20 protein-coding genes are annotated in these 22,632 nt (G+C 49.1%); 7 read left to right on the forward strand and 13 right to left on the reverse strand.

Features of this window, described 5'->3' with window-relative positions; genetic code table 11:
* The first annotated feature begins 605 nt into the window (after positions 1-605).
* From FS806_RS22485 to FS806_RS22500, 4 genes are all read left to right on the forward strand, one after another.
* Entirely contained in the window at positions 606-1,112 is a 507-nt protein-coding gene (locus FS806_RS22485; RefSeq protein ID WP_144941179.1) for a hypothetical protein, read from the forward strand.
* A gap of 57 nt (positions 1,113-1,169) precedes the next feature.
* Positions 1,170-2,319, forward strand: a protein-coding gene (locus tag FS806_RS22490) for an IS3 family transposase (protein WP_144941181.1) whose coding sequence is annotated in 2 segments (ribosomal slippage) — positions 1,170-1,444 and positions 1,443-2,319 — 1,152 coding nt in all. Because the reading frame shifts where the segments join, the coding sequence is not laid out codon by codon here.
* 600 nt (positions 2,320-2,919) lie between these two features.
* Positions 2,920-3,708: an MgtC/SapB family protein gene (locus FS806_RS22495; RefSeq protein ID WP_144941183.1), complete on the forward strand. Its 789-nt coding sequence runs from the start codon at positions 2,920-2,922 to the stop codon at positions 3,706-3,708.
* Between the two features lie 241 nt (positions 3,709-3,949).
* Positions 3,950-4,783 carry an HAD family hydrolase gene (locus tag FS806_RS22500; protein WP_144941185.1) on the forward strand — a complete coding sequence of 278 codons (834 nt, stop codon included), beginning with the start codon at positions 3,950-3,952 and terminating at the stop codon, positions 4,781-4,783.
* 394 nt (positions 4,784-5,177) lie between these two features.
* Here the strand turns inward: FS806_RS22500 and FS806_RS22505 are convergent, their stop codons facing one another.
* From FS806_RS22505 to FS806_RS22515, 3 genes are all read right to left on the reverse strand, one after another.
* Positions 5,178-6,263, reverse strand: coding sequence for an efflux RND transporter periplasmic adaptor subunit (locus tag FS806_RS22505; RefSeq protein ID WP_186328490.1), 1,086 nt, complete (start codon positions 6,261-6,263; stop codon positions 5,178-5,180).
* 76 nt (positions 6,264-6,339) lie between these two features.
* Positions 6,340-7,683, reverse strand: a complete 1,344-nt coding sequence (locus tag FS806_RS22510; RefSeq protein WP_144941189.1) for an ABC transporter permease — start codon at positions 7,681-7,683, stop codon at positions 6,340-6,342.
* 39 nt (positions 7,684-7,722) lie between these two features.
* A complete protein-coding gene (locus tag FS806_RS22515) occupies positions 7,723-8,472 on the reverse strand; it encodes an ABC transporter ATP-binding protein (protein ID WP_144941191.1) in 750 nt (249 codons plus the stop codon).
* A 308-nt stretch (positions 8,473-8,780) separates the two neighbouring features.
* Between FS806_RS22515 and FS806_RS22520 the strand changes: the two genes are divergently transcribed.
* Complete coding sequence (locus FS806_RS22520; RefSeq protein WP_144941193.1) at positions 8,781-9,317, forward strand: glycerol-3-phosphate responsive antiterminator; 537 nt, start codon at positions 8,781-8,783, stop codon at positions 9,315-9,317.
* 96 nt (positions 9,318-9,413) lie between these two features.
* Here the strand turns inward: FS806_RS22520 and FS806_RS22525 are convergent, their stop codons facing one another.
* From FS806_RS22525 to FS806_RS22550, 6 genes are all read right to left on the reverse strand, one after another.
* Positions 9,414-10,334, reverse strand: a complete 921-nt coding sequence (locus tag FS806_RS22525) for a prenyltransferase (RefSeq protein ID WP_144941195.1) — start codon at positions 10,332-10,334, stop codon at positions 9,414-9,416.
* A 246-nt stretch (positions 10,335-10,580) separates the two neighbouring features.
* A complete protein-coding gene (locus tag FS806_RS22530) occupies positions 10,581-11,210 on the reverse strand; it encodes an ABC transporter permease (protein ID WP_144941196.1) in 630 nt (209 codons plus the stop codon).
* 30 nt (positions 11,211-11,240) lie between these two features.
* On the reverse strand, positions 11,241-12,137 hold the full coding sequence (locus FS806_RS22535) for a glycine betaine ABC transporter substrate-binding protein (RefSeq protein WP_144941198.1): 897 nt from the start codon (positions 12,135-12,137) through the stop codon (positions 11,241-11,243).
* Positions 12,138-12,209: 72 nt separating this feature from the next.
* A complete protein-coding gene (locus FS806_RS22540) occupies positions 12,210-12,875 on the reverse strand; it encodes an ABC transporter permease (RefSeq protein WP_144941200.1) in 666 nt (221 codons plus the stop codon).
* Positions 12,872-14,029 (reverse strand): ABC transporter ATP-binding protein, encoded by a 1,158-nt coding sequence (locus FS806_RS22545; protein ID WP_144941202.1) that lies wholly within the window; start codon positions 14,027-14,029, stop codon positions 12,872-12,874. Before FS806_RS22545 ends, FS806_RS22540 begins: the two co-directional genes overlap by 4 nt.
* 96 nt (positions 14,030-14,125) lie before the next feature.
* Positions 14,126-14,638, reverse strand: coding sequence for a DUF2179 domain-containing protein (locus FS806_RS22550; protein ID WP_397348093.1), 513 nt, complete (start codon positions 14,636-14,638; stop codon positions 14,126-14,128).
* 197 nt (positions 14,639-14,835) lie between these two features.
* Here FS806_RS22550 and FS806_RS25940 point away from each other — a divergent pair, with 197 nt between their 5' ends.
* Both FS806_RS25940 and FS806_RS22555 read left to right on the forward strand, forming a co-directional pair.
* A complete protein-coding gene (locus FS806_RS25940) occupies positions 14,836-15,003 on the forward strand; it encodes a hypothetical protein (protein ID WP_186328491.1) in 168 nt (55 codons plus the stop codon).
* 151 nt (positions 15,004-15,154) lie between these two features.
* Positions 15,155-15,946 carry an endonuclease/exonuclease/phosphatase family protein gene (locus FS806_RS22555; RefSeq protein WP_144941206.1) on the forward strand — a complete coding sequence of 264 codons (792 nt, stop codon included), beginning with the start codon at positions 15,155-15,157 and terminating at the stop codon, positions 15,944-15,946.
* A gap of 525 nt (positions 15,947-16,471) precedes the next feature.
* Here the strand turns inward: FS806_RS22555 and FS806_RS22560 are convergent.
* The 4 genes from FS806_RS22560 to FS806_RS22575 all read right to left on the reverse strand — a co-directional run bounded on the left by FS806_RS22560 (position 16,472) and on the right by FS806_RS22575 (position 22,428).
* Complete coding sequence (locus tag FS806_RS22560) at positions 16,472-18,592, reverse strand: transglycosylase domain-containing protein (protein WP_144941208.1); 2,121 nt, start codon at positions 18,590-18,592, stop codon at positions 16,472-16,474.
* A 203-nt stretch (positions 18,593-18,795) separates the two neighbouring features.
* Positions 18,796-19,737 carry a YihY/virulence factor BrkB family protein gene (locus tag FS806_RS22565; protein WP_260982223.1) on the reverse strand — a complete coding sequence of 314 codons (942 nt, stop codon included), beginning with the start codon at positions 19,735-19,737 and terminating at the stop codon, positions 18,796-18,798.
* A gap of 152 nt (positions 19,738-19,889) precedes the next feature.
* Positions 19,890-22,034, reverse strand: coding sequence for a heavy metal translocating P-type ATPase (locus FS806_RS22570; RefSeq protein ID WP_144941210.1), 2,145 nt, complete (start codon positions 22,032-22,034; stop codon positions 19,890-19,892).
* A 64-nt stretch (positions 22,035-22,098) separates the two neighbouring features.
* Positions 22,099-22,428 (reverse strand): ArsR/SmtB family transcription factor, encoded by a 330-nt coding sequence (locus FS806_RS22575; protein ID WP_144941212.1) that lies wholly within the window; start codon positions 22,426-22,428, stop codon positions 22,099-22,101.
* Between the last annotated feature and the right edge of the window lie 204 nt (positions 22,429-22,632).

Genomic DNA, 22,632 nt, shown 5'->3' on the forward strand with positions numbered 1-22,632 from the left:
CAACCTCAGTATTACATTCACCGTTAGTTCAGTCACATCATGCAATTATGCCGATTTTCGCTCTGCGAAAGTTGAGTTATAAGTAAAAAGATTCCAATAACAAAACAAACAAAGATTATGATAGGCAATATAAATACTGTTTTGCCTTCAATCCTTAAATTAAAGTAGTCATAAAATTTAGAGACTAAAAAAGTTTTGTTAGGAAACCGTAGCATGAAAAGTACTGGTAATAAGACGAGAAGAATTGATAAAAATCTAAACATCCGATTCACGCTTTAAAACACCTCCATATTATAAAGCCATTCTGCATAATTGATTTATGCGAATATATAACTAGTTGTTGATATATTGAAAAACACTTAAACAAGCGATGGTTTGTATAGTAGTTCATCACAACCAGCAGTTGCTTTCTAAATTTATTTGATATATTAATAATATCATTAACATTCCTAAAAAATACCCTATTTTTCCAAATTACGCACTTAAGACCCATGTAAACTAAAGTCTATATATGGTAATATTTGTAACGATGAATGGTTGCGCAGCCATCATAATAATCAGAAGAAAGGATTTCATTAAATGATTAAGCCTTCAGTAATTTTGCGATGTTTAATGGTAGGTTTAATTGCATTTCTTTCCTTTGCTTCTTCGGCCCTGGCATCAGAGACAACAAAAATAATGTAGTTGATGTAAAAGACCTTTTACCACAATCTGTAATTGACAATTATAAGGGTTCTTTCAATAGTATTGACGAATTGCTAGCTTCTGCTGATATTACAATTAGAACTATTGATCCTGAAGACTACCCGGATGGTTTTGAAGGCATTAAGGTAAATAATGTTGATGAATTAGCTGCACTAGTATTATCTTCTAAGAATCAGATTAGTGAACAATTAGGTACAGCAAATCCGTATGATACCCAGGCCGATTTCTCTATTGCTGGGAGCAACGTTGTAACACACGACTATACAATAGGGGATTTTTACACCTACTGGGTTAAATTATATGCTACGATCACTTATGATGTTGGAAAATATCCACAAGACCGAGAAATTACTTCTTTGTCGGCTAACACCCAGTTGCATGGTTTTACTCTTGGGGTTTCTTGGTAACAAGGAAATATAATGCTACATAGAATCTAGACAGCAAAAAAGGAGTTTCTTAGTTGTATGGCAACCAGTAGAAGAAAGTTTACACCGGAGGAGAAAGCGCAAATCGTACTGGAAATTTTAAAGGAAGAAAAGTCGGTCTCGCAGCTCTCATCCGAGCATGGTATTCATGCAAATGTCCTCAATCGGTGGAAATCAGAAGCTGTCCAGAATCTATCGCAATTGTTTGTCGATGATCGCAAAGGCATCACGAAAATGAAAAACGAGTATGAAAAAACGATCAACGACCTCTACGCCGAGATTGGAAAGCTGACCAGTCAATTGTCGTGGCTTAAAAAAAAATCTGGCCTCTAATCTTTCCCGCGAAGAACGCATAGATCTTCTGGAATGGGATTGCCCCGAGCATTCGCTCTTTGTTCAGGCCGATCTATTAAGTCTGAACCGCTCCAGTCTTTACTATAAGCCGGTTCCTCCCTCCCCGGAGGAAATTCGCCTCAAACACCGGATTGACGAGATTTACACAGAGCATTCGTTCCTGGGCTACCGGAGGATTGCTGCAATTATGAATCGGGAAGGAGATGGTATTCACGAAAACACAGTAAGGCGCTACATGCGCGAAATGGGCCTTATGGCTATTCATCCCGGGCCAAATCTGAGTAAGCGGGATCTACAACACAGAGTCTATCCGTACCTGCTTCGGAAACTGAAGATTACAGAGCCCGATCAGGTCTGGAGTGTGGATATTACATATATTCGCATGAAATACGGCTGGATGTACCTGTACGCCGTCATGGATTGGTATTCTCGCTACATCGTAGATTGGCAACTGGATCAAAGCTTGGAGATCGGTTTCGTGCTTGAGACCATGAGACGTGCATTCACACGACGTAAGCCTGGGATTGTCAACAGCGACCAAGGCAGCCACTTTACGAGTCCGAAGTATATCGATTTATTGAAAGAGAACGATGTTCGTATCAGCATGGATGGCAAAGGCAGGGCTACGGATAACATAGTCATTGAGCGCTTCTGGCGCAGCCTGAAGTACAACGAGGTCTACATCAACGACTATACAAGTCCTCGGGAGACCAGGAGAGGTGTAGAACGCTACATTCACCTGCACAATCACTACTTACCTCATCAGTCTTTGCAAAATCATACGCCTGCTGCAGTGTATAACCGGGACGTTGAACTTCTATCCACATGTGAATGATATAGGACATTCTCCCGCGCCTTCGCTTGGGCTATGTCCTCCACCTGTGGACAACAACACCAAAGGAATTATCAAACATACTTTCCATCTTGGCTCTACCAAGAGCCTGCCCTCCTAGGGCACAGAAATAGGTAATTGTGCATTATTTCACACCTTAAACTATTTAAAAAAACTGTCTTGACATCTTGTAGCACTATAAAATGTTACTTCAATAAAAACTTCTGCTACAACATATAAGTCGACAGCAAATGGGACCCTAAGCTTAAATATTATTATTGAAGGGATCGGAAAAGTAATAGATGTTCCGGTAAGTGGTTCAACGACTGGAGGTATTTAGTATTAAGGGGCTGCCTTTTATCACAATAAATGGCGGCCTTTTTTTGTTTATTAAACTATTTGTGGACATCGAGCGGTTATATGCTCGAAAAACCATTGACATTTTGCCAAGAGTGCAAGCATAATAGATATACTGTGATTCCGTTTGGGTAGAGACGATGAGAGAACCCCGGAAACCATTAATGCCTTGGGATAGGTGTGGTTTCTGGTGGTCGGCTCATCGTCTTTTTGGCATATTGTTTATTGACGGGAAGGAGCAAGCTTATGAGTATCAATCCAGAACTCTGGCAGATCAGCAATTTTGATTTAACGATAAGAATCATTCTCGCTCTTCTTCTGGGGGGGCTTATCGGATTGGAGAGAGAGTGGAACAACCACGCGGCAGGTTTTCGCACACATATCCTGGTATGTGTCGGGTCGGCCTCGATTATGCTGCTGTCCATTTACGGATTCTCCGCATTTGTTTACGAGGCTAACGTTCGTACCGACCCGGCGCGGCTGGCTGCGCAGGTCATCAGCGGGATCGGTTTCTTGGGAGCAGGAGCTATCCTGCGCACAGGCCCTACCGTGTCGGGGTTAACGACAGCGGCGTCCATCTGGGTAGTGGCCGCGATCGGATTGTCCGTAGGGGCCGGCTTTTATTATGCTGCCATACTGGTCACCGGTCTCGTACTGATCAGTCTGTTTCTCCTGAACAAGTGGGAGAAGCATATGATGTGGCATCGTCGGACTCAGGAAATCACCCTGAGAATTGTTGACCGGCCGGGAAGCCTTGGAAATATAGCGACCCTCTTAGGCAATCATTCCATTCAGATCAAGAATATCCATATGGAGCATGAGCAGGGGCTTATGTTTAGCGAGGATGAGAACATCATCAAGATTCGGTTGACGCTGCAGCTTCTCAGTGCGGATAAGCTGGTGGATGCATTGGACGAATTGACACGCTTGGAAACCGTACTGGCCGTAGATTCAGGTCATATTTCCGGCAGCGGCAAGTCGGGCAAAGGCCGGGCTGCATTTCAGAAGGGCAAGGGAATTAATAAAGCAGGATAATCCATTTATGTGGGTGGAGATGATGAGAAAACCCGCAGGCACGCCAGTTTCCTTGATTGGGATAGGGAACCGCTGTTGCTTGCGGTTTTTTATGCCGAAATTCGGGTTGGCATGATGATAAGCCTTCCGTGGTTTGGGCAGAGAGCAAAATGAGTAATCGCATTGGGGTCATACACCTGTACTATTTGTTTCCCCAGGAACTGGCTGCCGCAATAGATAAAGAACAAGGGAGAGAATGGACATGGGTGAAATCAAATTGATAGTCAGTGATTTGGACGGGACTTTGCTGTCCGCCGATCACCAATTAACCGAGAAGGTCCGCATGGCGGTCCGCCGCTTCACGGAGGCAGGAGGGATGTTTACGTTCGCTACCGGAAGGCCCGGCCTGACGGTACGGACGGTGGTCGAGGCGTTGGATATCGATCTGCCTTTTATTCTCTGTAACGGATCGGTGATCGCCGACCGCGAGCGGACGTTGGAAATGGTGCCTATGAAGCTAGATGATTTGATTCCGGCGATGGAAGAGGCGGACCGGGAAGGAATCTCGGTACTGCTGTTCGAAGAGAATCAGATTTCCGTATTCCGAAGAACCGAGGATGTGGATAGATTTGAGCATAAAGAAGGCATATCCTGCCGCCTGATTGATTTTACGACGGAGGAATGGAAGTCGGCCACATTGCAAAAGGTGTTGTGGATCGGCGATTTCCAGAAAATACAGCCGATATGGGATGCTTATTTACGAAAGCTTGGAAATCAGTATTCTGTCTTCCAGTCTGAAATCGACTTTCTGGAGATCATCCCGGAAAACCAGAGCAAAGGCCAAGCTCTTAAGAAGCTGATGAACAGACTTCACCTGAAACCGTCTCAGGTTATGGCTATCGGCAACCAGCTCAACGATCTGGACATGATCGAGACCGCGGGAGTCGGCGTCGCTGTAGCTAACAGTCATCCGTTATTAAAGGAAAAGGCGGATTATGTATGTCTGGATAGCTACGGGGACGGTGTTGTAGAGGCAATACATACGTTCTGCCTGCCATCCCGTCAGGAGAGGTCATCGGGAATGGGAGCGGGATAAGGAAGCGATGGGCTACAGTGTTGTCTGTTGTCCCTGTGTCACAGCACGCAGGGAGGGGACACATTGAGCGTAGAGCATTCACTAAAATTGGCCGGTGGAGCAAGGCTGCGCTGTTAAAAAGCAAAAGGCCTGCAATTCTACAGCAATAATGCAGGTCTTTTGGAAGGCTAAGACGAGAATCGGCAAAAGATCAACATAAGTGCAGGTAAATTTTTCAATTCGGTTGATTTTCGGAATTTGGTGCGGATAGACATGCACTTTTGACTGTCTTTAAGGTGCTGGTGCTGTGCCAACAGCGTGTTGTTGCCCGAACCGCGTGCTTGTCAGATTCGAGCATTTTCATACGTTGGACGGACGTCCGGGAACCGAATGAACGACGACAAGGTCGTGATCCTTATTGGAGCACGACCTTGTCACCTTCTTGCAATCCTTCAATAATTTCCGTTTGCTCGGCTGTTTCGATGCCGATTTGGACGATTCTCTTCTCCGGCTCCGTCCCGTTAAGGACATAGACGAAATAATCATCTCCGTCTCTCTGGACCGTAATCGTCGGAACGACCAGAGCATTATCCTTCTGGTCGACGATGATCGTCCCCGTCAGACCGAGACCGGCAATCAGCCGGTCATGAGGCTCAAGCTCGACCGTTACTTCGAACTTCGATACTCCGTCGTTTCCGCTTTTGGCAAATTTGGATACTTCGGTAACCTTCCCTTTGAGCTTGTCATTGGGAAGCGCATCGATTCGAACGTCAACAGGCAGCCCCTCTTTAATCTGGAAAACTTCGTACTCTCCCACGGTAGCGACCATTTTTAACTGTGTTAAATCGACGATTTTGCCGAGCAGCTCCTGTTCGCCCACCCTCTTGGGCTCTTTCTTCTCATCGAACAGAAATATCCCGTCGGCTTTGGCCAAATATCGGGCTTCCGAGATCAGCTCCTGGGTCTCCTTGATTTCATTCTGCAGCATGGCAAGGTTGATTGAATCGAGCTTCTGCTGCAGCTTGTCTGTTTCTTTATCCGTATAGCGTGCGAAAGCTTCTTGTTCCCCAACGGAAGCGGCAGTAGTCCTTGATGAATCGGGAGCAAGGGATTGAACGGCCTGCTGAATTTTTTGCTCGGTTTGCATTTTATCCACATTGGCCTGTTTGACCGCCAACTGCTTACGCAGGTCGTCCGTTTCCATCTCGAACAGAAGAGCTCCCTCGCTGATTTGCTCGCCTTCCTTCACCGCCCAAGATTGAATCGTCCCGGCGAAAGGGGCGTAGACGGCCGTCTCGCGGATGTAAGACGATTTCCCCTTGACTTCGATTGTCTGCACAAGCGCTTCCTGCTTGGCCTCAAATTCAAGGGCCTGACTGTAGGACTGCGGTGCGGAAGCTTCCATATTGTTGACAGGGCGGCTCTGTATATAGAGAAAGGTGGTAATCCCGAGCACTCCGGCAATGAGCAGCACCGGAATCCATCTTTTTTTCTTGCGCATCAACCTTAACCTCCTAGACATGATGAAGCATTGATAATGGTCTTGACACTATTCCAAAGCAGGAGCTCTGCGTTTCTCATTCCCGTTTGATGGCCGTAAGAGCGTCCGTTCGGGAGGCCTTGATGGCAGGGAAGATGCCGGATAACACCCCTGTCAGTACGGCGAAGAACAGGCCGACCGGCAGAATCCAGAAGCTGATGAACAGCAGCTCTTCACTAGAGCTTCCTTCGGAAAACTTCTGAACGACAATATTGATCAACCAAATGACCCAGTACGATAACACGATTCCGGCGATTCCTCCCAGCAGGCCGAGCAGAGTGGATTCGACGATAAACATATTTCGAATTTGTCTCAAGTTCGACCCCAGTACCTTCATAATGCCGATCTGCCTTCGGCGCTGATAGGTGGACATCGTCATGGCCACGATAATGGAGATGGACGCCACGAATAGAATGAACAGTCCGATTCCTCCGAAGACCAGACGGACGATGACAAATTCCTGCTGCATGGACTCCTGCTGCTGCAGATTGGATTGCGTGTTCAGCTTCAGCTTGCGGATCCATTCTTCCGTCTGGCGCACATGTTCGACCGAATCGACCTTAGCTTTGATGCTTTTCTCTACGAAACGGTATGCGGACCTGCTCTTTTGCATGGCTTCCTGGATTCTCTCTCCAAGCTCAAGCGATATATAAGCCGTCCGATCATAGCGGACCATGGAATCCGGCATTCCCTCCGGCCTCTTGAGAATTCCGATTACCCGAACAGGGAAGGATACGGTTTGCAGGGTACCATCCGTCTGTACGTCGGCAAATTCCAGCAGAATAGTTTTTTGATACAGAGGGTAGGGGATCAACGGCTCCTCCTCACGAGAAGAGGAAATGCGCTGAGACTGCGTTCTGCGAATGGCCGCGGTCCGTTCGTCGTATAAATTGACGGTGGCCCCATAACTCAAGATAATGGCGTTATTCAGATCCTGATAGGCCCCCTGCTGCAGCTCGAAGCCAAAGTCCTTCATGGCGGTCAAATCGGTCGCTATCAGCTCGGCAGAACCTTTCTTCGTGGAATCAGCGGTGAAGTTGAAGTATTGAAGCCTGTTGAAAGGCGCGATGCTGATCACATTAGGCAGCGACCGGATAATCTCAATTTTCTGCTTGGAGATGTCGTAAGCGCCTGAGGTGGAGCGGGAATCCTTATTTTCGGCGGAGTCGCTTGAATCTTGTCCCGGATAAATTTGAATCTCGTCGGTTTTCAAGTAAAAGCCGATTCGCTGCTCGCTGAACTGAGTCACTGATTCCCCGAACGCAAGCGCAACGATAATCGAGGAAGAGCCGATGGCAATGCCGATCACGCACAGCAATGTGACGACCAAACGGCGTCTTAGCTGATCCCAGCCCAATCTTAAATAGTCGGTCCATCTCATAATGAATATCCCTGTCCTTTATTTATACATTCGATTATGTCACGTCCCTTGTTCCTCGTTCATAAATGCTTCATTCCCGGAGACCGCGGGAATAGCAGGGCCGGTTATTGCTCTGCCGCGAGTATCTTCGGTCAACTCGCCATCTTTCAAATGAATGATTCTCCCTGTTTGCATAGCCACTTCCTGTTCGTGAGTAACGATGACGAAAGTGATTCCGGAGTTAACATTCAGATCGATCAGAAGATCGATAATTTCTTGTTCGGTTTTGGAATCCAGATTTCCGGTTGGTTCATCCGCGAAGACGATGGCCGGCTCCGTAATAAGCGATCGGGCAATGCTCACTCGCTGCTGCTGCCCTCCGGATAATTGGGAAGGGAACAGCTCTGTTTTGTCGGCCAAGCCGACCTGGCTAAGAAGCTTCAACGATTTTTCCTTCCTTACAGACGGTTTAACGCCATGGAAAACTAACGGAAGCTCTACATTTTCCCTTACGGTGAAATGAGGGATTAGCTCATAAGACTGAAAGATAAATCCGATATGGGTTCTGCGAAACTCGGCCAGCTGGTTTTCATTCATCTTCTCTATCGGTTGGCCGGAAATAAGGATCGAGCCTTCGGTAGGCTTCATCAGTCCCGCCATAAGATTTAACAACGTTGATTTCCCCGAGCCCGAGCTGCCCAGAAGCGAAATCATTTCTCCTTTGTCAACGCGGAAATTGATCTCTTTCAACACGGGGGTTTGTTCGGTACCATTCTGGAAAGTATGGGATAACTGTCGTACCTCAAGCATGCTTTGCCTCCGCTTCGGTATTGGAATGTTTGTGCAGCCAAGCAGGCCAAATCTATATATCGGGTGCCGATGTTGGCTTTGTACCCTGTGGGCATACAAGAAACCGGAACTTCGCACGTCCTGTCAAGGCGCACTTCCTTATACAAATCTCTCAAAAAAATTTTACGCTGGAAATATTTATGCACTTTAATAGTATACGATTTGTGAATTGCCGGAAGCAAACCGTGACCTTAAATGGCGAAAATTATGGTAAACTAGGATTATTAGTGCTTTGGCCGTTATTCTATAGAAAAAGGCAGGTTGGAGATATGGATCACAATTCTATTATTGCTGCCATGACGAAGAAAGAGCAGCTGGATGAAGTGAAGAACAGCCGGGTCAAGAAGGTCATTCTGATGTCCGGTGATATTATGAGTCTGAAGGAAATCATTTTCCAACTGCACTCGACCAATAAGGAAGTATACGTGCATATCGAAATGGTGGACGGAATCGGGCGGGATGCTTCGGCGGTTCAATATTTGGCTGAGGTTTTCCGGGCGGACGGGATTGTATCGACCAAGAGCAATGCTATCTCCGCCGCTAAATATGCCGGCTTGAAGACGATTCAGAGGGTGTTCGCGATAGATTCGGGTGCTTTTGAAACCGCGATCAAAATGATTGCGACCAGCAAGCCGGATAAGGTCGAGCTTATGCCCGGCCTGATGCCCCGGGTGATCAACGAAATGAAAAGAAGGATCAACCGCCCGCTCATTGTCGGAGGATTGATCCGTTATAAAGACGAAATCGAGACCGCTCTCAACAGCGGCGCCGATTATGTGTCTGTTGGCGACCCCGAATTTTGGTAGGGGTCTTTTTTTGATAGTTTGTGAGGTTATTTACAATTGGCGAAAGACCGCGATTAACGTCAAGTATTACCAAGTATTATAGAATAATGTCGAACATTACTGCAAAAAGCCTTGCAGCCACAATGAAGCGCTTATGATAAGCCCGGTGTTCACACTTGCTGATAGCGAGGCTTTCATAAGCGGAGCATAGGCGGCTGGAGGATTGCTCCCTTGAAGCTGCTTGTAGACCTTGAGCAGCCGGTTCGCTGTGATCAAGGCGACCAGTGAATAGACGGGCAGGGCGCCGAGGGCGACTGCAAGCAGCAGAAAACCGTAGCTTGCGCCAAAGATAGCCAGCGACACTTTCTGCGCGCCGTTCTCTCCAAGCACCACTACAAGGGTGTTCTTGCCGGCCAATCTATCGGCTTGCCAATGCAAGAAATGATGATTGAACAGGATTAACGTCGTCAACCCTCCGATAGGGAAGGAGGCCAGTAAGGCGCGGGCATCGAATTGCAGCGCTTGAACGTAATGGCTGCCCAGAACGGGAAGGATGCCGAAGCTGACGAAAATCGAAATTTCGCTCAAGCCCTTACCTCTGTATCCGTAGCGGATGGGAGGAGCAACATAGAAGTAAGCAAGCAGCGCCCCGATCCCGCCATACACCAGAACCATGCTTCCCCGAAAATAGATCAGCAGAATGCCGCATAGTAAACTGATGCCGAACAGTGCCCAAGTCATTCTTGCGAAATTGGATTCCGACAGCTTGCCGCCCGTCAGCATGCCGGAATGGGTAGAGATCGTTCCGGGCTCCGCATGTGCCGCAATATCGGCGCCGCTGCGGTAATCCCACAAATCATTTATCATATTGGAGAATAAGTGCAAGGCAACCGCCCCCAACAGAGTGACGGCGAACCATTTCCAATCAAATACATGATTCCAGGCATAAGCTCCGATGCTGCCAATCATAACCGGCAGAATCATGACAGGGATCACTTGAAATCTTGATGCTCTAAGAAACAGCTTGGCCCGGCTCATGGATGCCATCTCCTTTTCACGTTGCTTTCCGACTCCTTTTTTGCCCTAATGCAGAGGACATATTCTCTTTTCTATCATAACACTAGCCTCAAAAGTGAGTATATAGCCATCTTTTGCCGCTAATCAAAGAACCGCCCGGTCGTTAACCGGACGGCTCCAAGTTCTCTGCAGCATTAGAGGCATAATCAACCTGAATCTATTATGCCGGTTTGGGAGGACCGGTTTCAAGAAGACCTCCTTGGCATATTACTTGTCGAATTTAAGTCTCTTCTGCAGTTTGCCGAGAACAATATCGGCAGCAATAGCCAGCAAAGCCGCCGGGATAGCGCCGCCGTATATACGCAGATCATTGCGGTAATTAATGCCGGAATAAATTTCACGGCCAAGTCCGTCTCCGCCGACGAAAGGAGCCACTGCCGCGACACCGATGGCGATGACGGCCGCGACCCGAATTCCGGTCATAATAAACGGAAGAGACAATGGAAGCTGGACTTTGATTAGAATTTGCAAGGGACTCATTCCTACACCGCGGCCGGCTTCGGTCACACTGGAGTTAATTTCGTTCAATCCGACATAAGTATTGCGGATGATCGGAAGCAGGGAATAGAGGAACAGTCCTACGATGACGGTCTGTGAACCTAATCCTAACAAAATCATCAGCATGACGAGCAGCGCAAGACTGGGAATGACCTGGATGACGTTGGCAATGGTGAGAATGACGGCAGCCAGCTTGCGGTCCAGGGAACAGACGATTCCGAGAGGAATGCCTACGATCAGTGCAAAGAGAACCCCAAGAACCACCATCATGATATGGTCATAAGTCAAATATAATAAATCCATCCAGTTTTCGCTTATATACTCCATAAATCTATCCATAAACATTCCCCCTAGACTTCTTAAATGAGGTTACTTGAGCAAGCCCAATTTATTTAGAAATTCGCGGGCGACCGCTTTCTCACTGCGTTTATTAATATCCACTTCGTAATTCAATGAGGTCATCGTATCCTCATCGATCTTGCCGACGAGCTGCCCGATGATATCATTCAATTCCGGATGCTGTTCAAGAACTTCTTTTCGGATCACAGGAGAAGCATCGTAAGGAGGGAAGAATTGTTTATCATCTTTTAACGTAGTCAAATTAAATTCTTTCAACCGGGGATCGGTAGAGTAGGCCAGCACAATATCGACCTCGTCATTAGCAACGGCCTCGTATACAAGCCCGATCTCCATAGGGAACAGCTCCCCGAATTGGAGCCCGTATGTTTCCGAGAAGGCCTTATAACCGTCGTCATTCCGCTCCAGCCAGGAAGTATCGACGCCCAGCCGCATTGTGGAGGCCAGATCTTTAAGATCGGAAATTTGCTGCAAATGATTGTTCTCGGCTTCCGCTTGACGAACGGTGAAGGCATAAGTGTTCTCAAAGCCATAAGGATCGAACCATTTGAAATTAAAATATTTGTCAAACCCCTCCTGGGCTTGCCGCAGCACATCCTCCCGGCCCTTGCTTTCCTCAACGGGAAAGTGATTGTTAAAGATTTCCCCGGAATATAGCGTAGCCATTTGAATGTCATTCTTCTTCATGGCGTTAATGATTACCGGGCTGGAAGCCAAGTCCGGCATCGTTCTAACCTTCAAGTCCGTTTGCTCCTCAATCAGGATTTGGTACATGGCAGCAATAATTTTCGTCTCGGTATAGGTTTGCGCGCCGATGATCAATTGGTTTTTACTTCCACAGCCGGTCATTCCCGCCATGACGGCGGCCAGCAGCAGGATTCCGACTGCCTTAGTTATATAAACTTTCATAGAATACCCCCGTCTGTAATGGTTTACGGTCCCGCCTTATTGGTCTTGGTTCTAAGAGAAAGTTTGACCTTCTCAGCTTGGATCCGTCGAAGCTTGAACCTTCATGCGACTTGACACTGACTTCTCCAGCAACCCGAACAGAAAGTCAATCAGCAGGGCCAGCAGCACGGCAATAACCGCACCGGTAAAGATCAATTCCTTCTTGTTGACGGCCAAACCCGACAGAATAAGTTGACCGAGCCCGCCGGCGCCAATCAGAGCGGCCAGAGTGGTCCAATTAATAATATAGACGGCCGTGATCCGGATTCCCGTCATGATATAAGGGAAGGAGAGAGGCAGCTGGATTCGCAGCAATCTCTGTCCCGCACTGTAGCCCATTCCGCGAGCGGCCTCCAGCAGGTTCCGATCGACAGCCTGAAATCCCGAATAGGTGTTTCTCATTAGAGGCATAAGCGAATATAGAAACAGGGCGATGATGGCTGGTTGGGTACCGATGCCGAACAATGGAATGAGTAGAGCGAGAAGAGCCAGGCTGGGGATCGTTTGAAGGACATTAGCAATAGTGAAAATAACCGAGTTAATCCATTGAACCCGGTTGGCGGACAGCCACACCCCTACGGGAATAGCGACAAGGCAGCCAAACAGCATAGCGGCGGAAGCGATCATTAAATGTTCCTGAAACGCTTTCCCAATATCGGGGAGACGATCCATTAGAAATTCCCAAATCGTTTGGTTCATCCCGTAGCGCCCTCCTGTCCGTCAGTCGGAGTATACACGTCGGCGATGTGCCGAACGATGCTTCCTTTCGTTATCAAGCCGGCGAATTGATGGCCGTCACGAACGACCGGAACGTAGGGCAGATGATGTTCGTTCATCAGATTAAGAGCAACAGCCAGGGAAGTACCGGTCGGGACAACGTGCTCGAACGGCTTCATGACGTCGGCCAATGTCATATTCTCTTCTCTGAACCTGTCCAGAACCTGAAAGATGGAGGCGTGGCCGAGAAGTTTGTTGTTTTTGTCTACTACAATGAGGGAGTCGACCCGTCTTCTTTCCATAATTTTGATCGCTTCCGCCAATCCGCGGGACGGGAAAGCGGTCACGGGCTGCTCTGCCATGACTTCATCCACCGTAGGAAGCTCTTCAGGATGCTCGCCGCCGTTCTGAAGGCGCTTTTTCCCAACGAAGCTCTTGACAAAATCGTTAGCCGGATGCCGCAAAATCTGCTCCGGGCTTCCCTGCTGCACTATTTCTCCGTCCTTCATCAGCACAATGTTGTCGGCGATTTTGATGGCTTCATCCATATCATGGGTAACGAAAACGATCGTTTTCTTCAATTCCTGCTGCAGCCGGATCAATTCATCCTGAAGCTGTTCCCGGCTGATCGGGTCCAGAGCGCTGAAGGGTTCATCCATCAGAATGATGCTGGGCTCGGCAGCCAATGCGCGTATAACTCCGATCCGCTGCTGTTGTCCTCCGCTCAATTCGGACGGGTATCGGTTCCGGTAAGTGTCCGGATCGAGGTTAACCATGGTTAACAGCTCATCCACCCGGCGGTCGATACGTTCTTTATCCCATTTGAGCAGGCGGGGAACGACAGCCACATTCCGGGCAATGGTCATATGAGGAAACAACCCTATATTCTGAATGACATAACCGATGCTTCGGCGCAGCTCTACCGGATCGATCTTGGAAATATCCTTGCCGTGAACATAGACCTTTCCTTTGCTCGGATGGATTAGCCGGTTGATCAGCTTCATGGTCGTCGTTTTCCCGCATCCGCTAGGGCCGATCAGCACGTTGATGCCGCCTTCACTGAATTCCAAATTGAGGTTTTTAATGGCGACAAATCCGTCCTCATACGTCTTGTTTACTCCTTCAAATCGAATCATTCTTCGTAACCACCCCATCTATTTAGTTTTTACCGACTAAGCCAATTACCCATTTTTTACCCTTTTGAAACAGAAAAATGGAAAAAATGAGTGACATTATTCCCGTTCATGGAGCCTCTTGGTCCAAAATCCGCCGCGAAAGAAACGGGGCTCGTAAGAAATGACGAATGCTTTGGGAGCAAACTCCTGAATATACTGCAGCAGCTTCTTCTCGTTGCTGCGTTTGGCCAATACCTGCATAACCAGGCGCGGGCCATCCCTTCCTTCAGCGGTCCAACTGGTTACCCCGTACCCTTTATCCCTCAACCGGGCAGGCAGGCTGGTTTCAGCAGAGTTGACTACAATTTGCACGGTGGAATAACCGAGCGCCAGCCACTCCTCAATTCGGATGCCAAGCCAGACGCCGCTTCCCCAGCCGACGCAGTAGGCAATCAGATTTAGCGGCTGATCGATATTATTTAAGACAATATTTAAGCCCATCAGATAAATAAAGACTTCCAGCATGCTGATTAATGAAGCGAGCAGCCTTCTCGATTTCATGACTAGTATAATCCGAACGGTGAACAAGGATACGTACACGATGTTGATAATAATGATGGTCAAGAGAATGGAGTTTCCAAGCAAGATATCGAACCCCTTCCTAAAAAAAGATAGTCAACGGTTATTACCCTTTACCTTCCAGTATGTAACTAGGATGCCTCTTATGCCCTTCGCCTATTTTGTACCGGCTGCCAAAAAGCCGGTCATAAATCAGATATTGATGAATACAATGATTTTGTTGTGAATTCTCGTGATGAGGTGAAGAAATGTTGGTTATGGAATTGCTGCGGCCCGTCAAACCGGCCAATGAGACCGAGCTTAGGAAGAGAGAAGAAGTGATTCGCCATCTAAAGCAAAATTACCGTGGATTATATCACATTCATAAAGATTACTCGGTTAAATCGGATAAGGCCAAATCGACAAACCGGCCGTAATAATAAAACCTGGGATGTACGGATCTCAGGTTTTTTTGTGGTCTTTTTTGTATAAAATGAATTCGCTTCAAGCAACAGATATGGTATGTTGTTGACAGTAAAGAAGTATTTTCAATTTCGAGCAAGATTATAAGTATGGAGAGGTGGCAGTATGGGCGGGGTTCACAATTTCGCAGTCATCAAAGTGATGTCTTTCAATATTTATCATGGGGAAGGGCTGCTGGACGGCCGGCTGGACTTGGGGCGCATAGCGGAGGTCATCCGCGATAGCGGGGCCGATGTGGTGGGAATGCAGGAAGTAGACAAGCATTTCTCCGAACGAAGCGGGTATGAAGATCAAGGCCGGCTTCTGGCTGAAGCTTTGAACATGAATTATGCCTATGGCCCCAATCTTAGGCTGGAATCTTCATCGGCAGACGAACCGGACCGGGAGTACGGCACCTTGATCTTAAGCCGGTTTCCTATCGTTCGGCAGCATAATTACCCGCTTCCCGGGGAGACAAGCGAAGGACACCATAATGAGCCGAGAGGGCTGCTGGAGACCATTCTGGATGTGGAAGGCCGGCCCGTCTTGTTCTTAAATACCCATCTGGGGCTAGGTGAACAGGAACGCAAAGCCCAGGTAGACTGGATTATCCGGAAATATGGCCAAAGTCCCGAGCCGGTCTTGTTGACGGGAGATTTTAATGCCGAGCCATCCAGCCCGGAAATTCTGAAATTGAAAGAAGTGTTTCAGGATGCTTTTGAACCGTTCGGCCTCCAAGACGAGCCTACCTTGCTGGAGAAGGATCTGTCCGGAGAGGACCCGTCCGGCTATCGGCTTACCAAGCGGATTGATTACGTGTTCTCTTCCGCGCAGATAACGCTCATCGGTGCCGAGAGAATCAGCCGCGTCGTCTCCGATCATCTGCCGGTAACGGGGACCTATCGGCTTACACTTTAAGGAGACGGCACCCAAGTCGGAGGTTCATCCGTAGTTAGATGCGGTTGTTTTCCGGGAGAGTATGATCAATCGAGCAGTCGCTGCATGGGCCATGTGCTGGTGTCGTACAAGCAGTCTCTCGCAGAATGGCGCGTCTAACTGGATTTCATACAGTTAGTTTGTACCCTCTGAAGCGAAAGGCGGAAACTAAATGGAAAATCCGCCTATTTATATTTTCTGCTGTTGCCGTGTCAAGCAGTCTACTCGCAGAATGGCGCGTCTAACTGGATTTCATACAGTTAGTTTGTGCCTTCCGAAGCGAATGATGGAAACTAAGTGGAAAAACTACAGCTAGTTTGTGCAAAAAAGGCTATTTCAGCAAAAAGCCTTGATTCTAAATGTAGTTTTTCCATTTACTTTAATCATTTTCCGCCATTCGCTTAAATTTACCTGCATAAAATACAGTTAGACCGTGGAGGATCCACCACAAGTAATGGTTTTCTACTTGTGCAACCGCGCTGGGAGTCGCGCGCGGTTTTTAGTTAATTAGTCCTTTTCTTTTTTCCTGTTTTCTTTTCCTTTGTCGCTATTTTTGTTTTTCGACGGGTTCGGCTTGTTCTTTTCCTCTTTTTTCTCCTTTTCTCTATCCTTATCCTTATCCTTGTTCCAGTTGGGGAACAGTTCCTGGCCTGTCCACAAGTTCCAATGATCACGGTAAGAAGCGGGGACCTCGAAAGGCCGGACCGGAACTCCCTGCAATGCCCGGGACATGATCTCCCGGAACAAGGAAGCGGCGGCTTCCGAGCCGGATGACTCCAGATAGTGGTTGCGATCGGTTTTGTCATAACCCAGCCAGACGGCCGCTGTCAGCTCCGGTGTATACCCGACGAACCAGGCGTCTTTCGAAACCGGTCCGGTAATACCGGCGAATTCCTCGGTATCCGGGAGCTGGGTGGTTCCCGTTTTGCCGGCGGTCGGACGATCCAACCGGGCCTTGGTTCCGGTGCCGTAGCGGACGACATTTTCCAACAGGCGGGTCATCGTGTAGGCGTGCTCCGGCGACGTTATTCGTTTGGGCTCAGCATGGGCCTCTACCAGGACATACCCATCCTGGGTCGTAATTTTAGTGATCGCATGGGCCTCGTTCATCATCCCCTGATTGGCGAAGGCACCGAAAGCTTGAGCCATCTGCAGCGGGGACACCCCTTCGGACAATCCGCCGAGCGCTATGCTGAGATGGCGGTCGTCATCGGACAGAGGGATGCCCAACGAACGGGCATAATCCATTCCGGCATCGATGCCGATTTCATTCAGCAGCCAGACCGCCGGAATATTCCATGAATTAGTCACCGCTTCGGCCAGGGTTACCTGTCCCCGATATCGGTGGTCCCAATTTCGCGGTTGGTACCCGTTGATATTCAGCTCACCGTCGTACAGCCGGGAATAGGGATTATATCCCCGCTCCAGAGCCGGACCGTAAACGACAATCGGCTTGAAGGCGGAGCCCGGCTGTCTCTTTAACTGGGTGGCCCGATTGAAGCCTCGGAATACTCCTTCGCCCCGGTTACCCACTAATGCCCGTACTCCTCCGCTGGAATGGTCCAGGAGGACGACACCGCTCTGAATCTGCTGATCTTCCTTGCCGGCGGGGAAGAAGCGGTCGTCCATATAGACCTCCTCCGCCGCATTCTGTGCAGCCGGGTCCAGCTCGGTATAGATTTGCAAGCCGCCGGTCAAAATCTGCTCTTCCGTAAATCCATATAATGAAACAGCTTCCTGGATAACATAGTCACGGTAAGAGGGGTATTTCCCCTGCAGCCCTTCTTCCTGTGCGACGGATAGCACGATTGGCGCGGAGACGGCCATCTGATATTCTTCTTCAGAGATATATTGCTGTTCTCTCATCAAAGCAAGAACGGTGTTTCTTCGCTCCAGCGCCTTCTCCCGGTCTTTCAAGGGGGAGTAGTGGGTTGGGGCTTTGGGCAGCCCGGCCAACAGTGCCGCTTCTTCCAATGACAGCTCTCCGACATCCTTGCCGAAGTAGCGCTTGGATGCCGATTGTACGCCCCAAGAGCCTTCCCCGAAATAAACATTATTCAAATAAAGCTCCAAAATATCGTTTTTATCATAGATCATATCTATTTTTAATGCATAGGCGGCTTCTCTCAGCTTCCTGGAAAGGGACTTGTCCGAGGAGAGAAACATGTTTTTGGCCAATTGTTGGGTTATGGTGCTGCCGCCTTCTGCCCAGCTTTGGGATTGCAGGTCCCGGATAAGCGCCCGGCCAATCGACAGCACATCGATTCCCGGGTGTTCATAGAACCTCTTGTCCTCCACCGCTACTATGGCATTTCGCAGATGAACGGGAATTTGATCCAAAGAGACAGGGATGATTCTGGAAGAGGACAATTGCGAGGCCTTCTCCCCATAGCGGTCATAGATGAATGACGGGCGGGGCAGCGGGTTTTCCAAAGAAGAAACATCTACTTGGGCAATTCCTACGGCAGCCGTAACCGATAACGCGATGAACAGCATCAACGCGGCCAGGAACAGGCGCAGACCCCACCTGGGCCGGGATACCTTCCGCTTGCGTTTCTTGCCTTGAGCCGATTTCTTGCCTTGGGTCGGCGCCGGCTGCTTGGCGGATCGAATATGTATTTTTACCATGGTGTTATGCTCCTTGCCGAAATACTGCAGTAAGTTCCCTATAACATACGTAAGGAAAGGCAGATTTCGGTCCGGGAGACTGGTGGCGGGCCCGGGAATAGGCTTATGGGGATCGCCTTGAGGCGGATTGTTCCGTAAGCTTTCTATGTGCATCTATCGTTCCGAGCCAGTGCGGATCCGGGCGAATGCGGCCGGGGAATCCGTTAGTTCAAACGAATGGGTGGATCATTTGGTTTATCCTTCTTTTTCCTTTTCCAGGGGAAGGGCAGGAAGAAGAGCTTGTCGGGAGGATCGATTTTGCCTTCCCGCAGGAAAGTGAGAGCCGCATTAATTTCGCCGCCAATCACGATAATCGTACTGCTTATATAGAGCCAAATCAGAAAAACAATCATTCCTCCTATGCTTCCGTATGTTTTCGAATAAGAGGAAAAATGATTGACGTAGAAAGAGAACAGGAGCGAAACGGCCACCCAACTGGCGGTAGTAAACAAAGCTCCCGGCACCGTTTCTCTCCAAGTCGTCGTCCGATTCGGGCTTAACCGGTATAGGATCATAAAAATCGTGGTCATGATTCCAAGCGGAATGGCATACTTCGCCCCATTCCATACGGCGTTGGCGACTTCAGGCAGCGGCAGCAGAGCAAGCAGGTGTTCGCTGACCACTTTCCCGAAGATAAGGACGATGAGACAGAAGAGGATGATGAACGTGATCAATAAGGTGAAGAGGATGGAAATTCCCCGGACCTTCCAATAAGGGCGGGTCTCCTTCTCGCCATAAGCTTTGTTCAGTCCCTTCATGATAGCCATCGTTCCTTTGGAAGCGGACCAGACAGCGGCGATCATTCCGATGGACATCAGGGCTCCGCTGCTTTCCAGCTTAAGCTGGTGCATGTATGTAAGGATGGTTTGGGTAGATAACTGCGGAAGAAGGATGGCGGCCGACTCGATCATCTCTTCCGGGGTGACCGGCAGGAAGCCGATCAAGGAGGCAAGGAAGATCAGGAACGGGAAGAATGACAGGATTAAATAATAGGTCATCTGGGCTCCCAAAGCAGGCACTTCATCCTCTTGGAAACGGGTATACAGGTGGTATAGAAAAGAGACGGAACGTTTGATGGGTGCCCCTCCTTTCTTCGAATATGGCAAGCCAAGTCAGAGCTTATTACCCGGCCAAGGAATAATGAATCAGGCGGAGAAGTATGTGTCTTATATATAACTATAGAAAAATAGACGCAGCGAAACAACCGTCTTCCGAGAAGGATGGTTCAAGCGAAAAAAAAGACCCGCCGCAGAAAAATCTACGGATGGGTCACTTTCTTGGATTCAATGAGAATCGAGAGGCTGATTAAGGTGACGAGGATGGTTGCTCCCATATCGGATAATATGGCTATCCATAAGGTCAGCAAACCGGGCACGGCGAGAATCAGCGCGATCAGCTTAAGCCCGAGGGACAGGCCGATATTCCAGCGGATGATGCGGTTAACGCGGCGGGCCAGCGAGATGGCCTCGGGCAGCTTGCCCAGGTGGTTCTGCATCAGCACCACGTCGGCCGTTTCGATCGCGCTGGCGGTCCCTTTGCCCATGGCGATGCCAAGCCGGGCGGTCGCCAGGGCCGGCGCGTCATTAATTCCATCGCCCACCATGGCGACAGCACCTTCGGCAGACAGCTTGCGCACAAGGTCGACCTTCTCGCCGGGCATCAGGCCGCTGTAAGTGTCGGAGATTCCCGTCACTCTTGCCACTTTGGCGGCCGACTTCGGATGGTCTCCGGTCAGCATAACGGTCCGGCGGATACCCAGTCGATGCAGGGCGGAGATGACGGCAGAGCTCTCGGGCCGGATCTCGTCAGAAATCCCGAACATGCCGAGCACCCGGGCCTCATCGGAAACGATGACGATTGTGTGGCCATCGGCCTTCAGCTTCTCAATGTCTTCCTGCACCGATGCTTGCAGGCTTAAGTGAGCAAGGCTCTTCTCATTGCCGATCCAGTAGCGCTCTCCCTCCACTATGGCGGTGATGCCTTGTCCCGGAATGGTCTCCGATTGTTCGGCATCCGCCGGCAAAATTCCGTTCCGTTCCGCTTCCCTAAGAATGGCCAGGGCCAGCGGATGCGAAGACGATTTCTCCATAGCGGCGGCGGCTTTCAGAAAGCGTTCCTGATCATAGGCAATCATCTGTTCCACATAAGGCCTGCCCGTCGTGAGCGTCCCGGTCTTATCGAAGGCGATCGTGTCGATCTTGCCCAATTGCTCAAGATGCGCCCCGCCCTTGATCAGAATCCCATGCCGGGCATTTCTCGTAATTCCGGACAATATGGCGACCGGGGAGGACAGAATCAGGGCACAAGGGCAGCCGACGATGAGAACGGCCAAGCCTTGGTATAGCCAATCGACCCAATTCCCACCGAAGAAGATCGGCGGAATCAGAATGACGAGAGCGGAGACGACCAGGATGAGCGGCGTATAGTATTTGGCAAAGCGATTAATAAACAGCTCCGTGGGCGTTTTCGTTTCCTGGGCTTCCCGGACCAGATGCAGAATTTGGGCCAGGGAGGAATCCTCGTAACGCTTCTCGATCCGTATCTTCAGGACACCTTCATTATTAAGGCTTCCTCCGAAGACTGCCTGATCCGGTCCCTTGTCAACGGGAAGAGATTCTCCGGTAATCGCCGCTTCGTTAACGGAACTGACTCCCTCAACAATTACGCCGTCGGAAGGAATCTGATCCCCCGGCCGCACCAGAACCAGATCGCCTGCTTGAAGGGAGGTTACGGGCACGACCTGCTCTGCTGTACCTTTAATCAAGATCGCCTCACGGGGAGCCGTCTTGAGAAGGGCATCCATAGACCGTCTGGCCTTCTCCATGCCCAATCCTTCCAGATGTTCATTCAGACCGAAGAGAATGGCGACAAGGGCGGCTTCCTTCCATTCGCCGATAGCGGCTGCTCCGACCAAAGCGATCGTCATTAGCGTATCGATCGTAAATTCAAGCCGGAACAGGCGTTTAGCCCCTTTAATAAAGGTAGTCCGACCGCTGAGCAGCGCGGAGACAATGAATAAGGCAATGATAAGGTATAAGGGCAGATAGCTTTCCAGAACAAGCGCCAATACATAAAGAACCGCCGATAAACCAAGCTCGGTCTTGCTGTTCCACCAAGATACCCGGGCGGATGAGGAATCGGTATGCTCATGAGCCGAATGGGCGCCGGTAGAATCGCCGGAGCGGTGCAAGGATTTCTCCTCGCCATCTTCGTGTTCGATATAAGCTCCTTCTTCCTTCAATATTTTCTGGATTTGCCCGTAAGGTATCTGCTCATCGACCAGAAGCCGGCCGCTGCTGTAGGAGAGGGCGGCCGTTTCTCCATGCTCCAATTTCTGAATCCGGGCCTCTAATTTGCTGGTGCAATGCGCACAGGAAAGTCCGCCGACTTTATAGGTTTTCATAGGACATCCCTCCAGACGGTATAGGAATCAATGCAGGAACGTTGTCGGTTTTCTATTGGCACAGCTAATCATGGCATGCGTGATCGATGGCCTCATTCAGCAAATCGATAACGTGCTGATCGTCTATTGAGTAGAACAAAGTGGTTCCTGCTCTGCGGAACTTGACCAGCCGCAAATTTTTAAGAAAACGAAGCTGATGGGATACAGTGGACTGCAGGAGGGACAGCTCTTCCGCAATTTCATTCACTGAACATTCCTTTTGCGAGATTAAATATAAAATGCGGATCCGGGTGGAATCGGATAACGCTTTGAAGGTCTGGGAAACGATAAACAGCGTTTCGTCGTCTAATTCCTTACAATGGATAGTGTTGTCGGTTTTCGAGGTTTCATCCATTTCGGCAGCCTCCTTGTTATCTATACTATATATGATAACATGAATATGTGTTCATATAATAAACCAAAATGGGCATTCTGTCAAATCCTGCCGATGAGGATACATCATAATACGAGAACAAACAAAGTACCTGAATCCGTGACCTTTTTTTAACCCGAGTTGCTGATTTGGTATGTTGTGGATTTCTTTGGTGGTCTAGCAGGG

It is taken from the genome of Paenibacillus sp. 32O-W (assembly GCF_007679495.1).
Classification (GTDB): domain Bacteria; phylum Bacillota; class Bacilli; order Paenibacillales; family NBRC-103111; genus Paenibacillus_L; species Paenibacillus_L residui.

What these genes read in the sequence shown, in the direction of transcription:
- FS806_RS22485 (WP_144941179.1), top strand. Translation starts at nt 606, where the DNA reads ATGTTTAATGGTAGGTTTAATTGCATTTCTTTCCTTTGCTTCTTCGGC.
- FS806_RS22495 (WP_144941183.1), top strand. Translation starts at nt 2,920, where the DNA reads ATGAGTATCAATCCAGAACTCTGGCAGATCAGCAATTTTGATTTAACG.
- FS806_RS22500 (WP_144941185.1), top strand. Translation starts at nt 3,950, where the DNA reads ATGGGTGAAATCAAATTGATAGTCAGTGATTTGGACGGGACTTTGCTG.
- FS806_RS22505 (WP_186328490.1), bottom strand. Translation starts at nt 6,263, where the DNA reads ATGCGCAAGAAAAAAAGATGGATTCCGGTGCTGCTCATTGCCGGAGTG.
- FS806_RS22510 (WP_144941189.1), bottom strand. Translation starts at nt 7,683, where the DNA reads ATGAGATGGACCGACTATTTAAGATTGGGCTGGGATCAGCTAAGACGC.
- FS806_RS22515 (WP_144941191.1), bottom strand. Translation starts at nt 8,472, where the DNA reads ATGCTTGAGGTACGACAGTTATCCCATACTTTCCAGAATGGTACCGAA.
- FS806_RS22520 (WP_144941193.1), top strand. Translation starts at nt 8,781, where the DNA reads ATGGATCACAATTCTATTATTGCTGCCATGACGAAGAAAGAGCAGCTG.
- FS806_RS22525 (WP_144941195.1), bottom strand. Translation starts at nt 10,334, where the DNA reads ATGAGCCGGGCCAAGCTGTTTCTTAGAGCATCAAGATTTCAAGTGATC.
- FS806_RS22530 (WP_144941196.1), bottom strand. Translation starts at nt 11,210, where the DNA reads ATGGATAGATTTATGGAGTATATAAGCGAAAACTGGATGGATTTATTA.
- FS806_RS22535 (WP_144941198.1), bottom strand. Translation starts at nt 12,137, where the DNA reads ATGAAAGTTTATATAACTAAGGCAGTCGGAATCCTGCTGCTGGCCGCC.
- FS806_RS22540 (WP_144941200.1), bottom strand. Translation starts at nt 12,875, where the DNA reads ATGAACCAAACGATTTGGGAATTTCTAATGGATCGTCTCCCCGATATT.
- FS806_RS22545 (WP_144941202.1), bottom strand. Translation starts at nt 14,029, where the DNA reads ATGATTCGATTTGAAGGAGTAAACAAGACGTATGAGGACGGATTTGTC.
- FS806_RS25940 (WP_186328491.1), top strand. Translation starts at nt 14,836, where the DNA reads ATGTTGGTTATGGAATTGCTGCGGCCCGTCAAACCGGCCAATGAGACC.
- FS806_RS22555 (WP_144941206.1), top strand. Translation starts at nt 15,155, where the DNA reads ATGGGCGGGGTTCACAATTTCGCAGTCATCAAAGTGATGTCTTTCAAT.
- FS806_RS22560 (WP_144941208.1), bottom strand. Translation starts at nt 18,592, where the DNA reads ATGGTAAAAATACATATTCGATCCGCCAAGCAGCCGGCGCCGACCCAA.
- FS806_RS22570 (WP_144941210.1), bottom strand. Translation starts at nt 22,034, where the DNA reads ATGAAAACCTATAAAGTCGGCGGACTTTCCTGTGCGCATTGCACCAGC.
- FS806_RS22575 (WP_144941212.1), bottom strand. Translation starts at nt 22,428, where the DNA reads ATGGATGAAACCTCGAAAACCGACAACACTATCCATTGTAAGGAATTA.